Here is a 2,181-nt window from a genome sequence, read left to right as displayed (position 1 = left end):
CACAACGTTGTTGTGTATGGTTATTTGCGTGGTTAAGCACCTAATTTAGCAAATAAATCACGGATAGAAAATTCCAGCGGAATTTTCGTAAGTCGGCAGTGACCCAGCAATTAATTATACACGGGGTTAGCAAAAGTTTTTTAATAATTTATTTTCTAAAATCTTGCATTTTATTTAATGAATGAGCATACGTCCAACCTTCGCGAGATTTGTTAGTGGTTTTAAAAACAATCCAAGTGTCAGTCAAATCTTTTTCAGAAAAATATGGAACTTCGAATTCGTAATTCGTAATTTTTAGAGAGTCAGTATTCGAATCAATTTTTTTATTAATGGTTTTTTTTATACTTCTGTTAAATGTTTTCCACTTTCTATTTTTATCGTCAGTAAACTTTCCTAAACAAGCATACATGTCTCCAATTTCATAATTCTTATTATTAAATTTAGGATTTAACTTTATTGTTGCATCAGTAATTCTTATAATCAATTTATTTTCATAGACATCTATCATTCCATTTCCTTCGAAAAGAAGAGCTAAGCCTGAAGAATTAAATTGTAATTCAATTTTTTTTTCAATTGATTTTCCTAAGTTAGTTCTAGTAGTTGAACAATTTGATATTGATAATAGCATCAAAACAAAAAAACAGAATTTTATAAATTTCATAAGTTATTAGATTAGTCTTTTCAATTTTTGCTAACGTGTTTGTGTAAGGAAAGTTGCGTGGTTTAAGCAATGAAGTTAGTAAATAAAACACAAACCAAGAAAATCCGCGAGGATTTTTGTAAGTAAGCTTTTACCAGCAATTTTTTTTACACGGTGTTAGCCACTGGCTTTATCTGGTTTGCTTATTTTTTTTACATATTTTTTCAAGTTCGTATCGTCATAGAACACTCTTTTATCGAATCGTTCTATTATTCTATTTAGTCGATTGATATTTAGATGTGCTCTTTGTCTAATATACTTTTTAACTTTCTTAACTTTTCCTTTTTTGACAGTCATAAAATCAAGTCTAATAAAATATGATTCGTAAATGCTGTAGAGTGATAAGAAATATAAATAAGGCAAGAACAAGATTGTAAGTAGTATTGGTAATATGAAGGAATGTAATGTTCCTAATTTGAAGAAATCAGAATAACCATTCGCCATTTTATAGATGGAATAAATTAACAGTCCGAAACCAAATATTGCCATTAAATTCGTTAGTATTTTTGCCACTTGGGCATTTTTTGAATCTAAACCTGCAACAGCTTGTAACATTCCGATAAACACTAAAATTGGAAGTAGTATTAGTTCTGTCACTAAACTGAAATTGTAGAAGTTGATTACAAATTGTAATATCGCAATGACTTTGATAGTGTCGATAATAAGTGCTTTAAAATATTTACTGTCTTTTGCTTTGTTTAGGCTAAAAACTAAAACAAATGCAACCGATAAAAGCCAAAATATAGAATTTTTTATGTCAGCAGAAGTCCAAAATCCTAACGCTTTTAAAAAGACAAATACTCCAAACAAGTATACACCTAAAGTTAAATAGATTGCCAGAAAATATTTCCCGAAAAGTAATTTCACAACATCCGCCAATGAATTACGCATTGACTTTTGTGTGAGAACAAATATTATAAAAACTCCAAGCCATATTAATAATGAAATTTCTCTATTGCTAAATATTTCTTGTAGTCTGCTCAAATATTAATAATGTGTTAGAATGTTTTTTAAAATTTGATTTGCATTTCTGAAATTTTCTTCTTGCTGGTCAATTTGTATAAAATTTTTTAATCCGTGGAATAGATTATTTCTGAACCGATAAACTATAATTGTTAGTGCTAAAACTTTGGCAGAAGTTATATTTTCATTCCCTAAAAGTACATTTGCAACAAACTCTTTTCTGTCTCCATTTCGAAAGTTCAGATGTTCAAATCGACCGTTTGTTGTTCCATTTTCAATATACCTATTTTGAAAATACTCAAAGTTTTCTTGAAAGTCAGCAATTTGAAATGCGATAGGGTTTAGTTTTTCCTCTAAACGATTTACATTGCAACGATTACCACAAACAAGATTTTCGAATATGTTCCAAAGAAGTGAGAAATCTTTAACATTTATCAATTGTTCTTCGGTAAATTCTGTTCCGAATTTTTCATTTATCCATTCAATCATTGTAGTTTGGATTTTTTTTAGCTTGTGGC

General features: G+C 28.9%; 3 protein-coding genes. All 3 read right to left on the bottom strand.

Annotated features, from left to right (window positions below; translation table 11 throughout):
* Positions 1 to 148: 148 nt before the first annotated feature.
* Positions 149 to 661, bottom strand: a complete 513-nt coding sequence (locus CXF67_RS09445; protein ID WP_145990441.1) for a hypothetical protein — start codon at positions 659 to 661, stop codon at positions 149 to 151.
* Positions 662 to 817: 156 nt separating this feature from the next.
* Complete coding sequence (locus CXF67_RS09440; protein WP_145990440.1) at positions 818 to 1,684, bottom strand: hypothetical protein; 867 nt, start codon at positions 1,682 to 1,684, stop codon at positions 818 to 820.
* A 3-nt stretch (positions 1,685 to 1,687) separates the two neighbouring features.
* Positions 1,688 to 2,181: hypothetical protein (locus CXF67_RS09435; protein ID WP_102088533.1), on the bottom strand; the 494-nt coding region annotated here is incomplete at its 5' end.

The organism is Psychroflexus sp. MES1-P1E (assembly GCF_002836055.1).
GTDB lineage: Bacteria > Bacteroidota > Bacteroidia > Flavobacteriales > Flavobacteriaceae > Psychroflexus.
Note: the sequence above shows the minus strand (reverse complement) of the source record. Positions and strands in the feature narration are given on the sequence as shown.

Bases quoted from the DNA above. Each gene is read 5' to 3' on its own strand.
- CXF67_RS09445 (WP_145990441.1), bottom strand. From the start codon at position 661: ATGAAATTTATAAAATTCTGTTTTTTTGTTTTGATGCTATTATCAATA.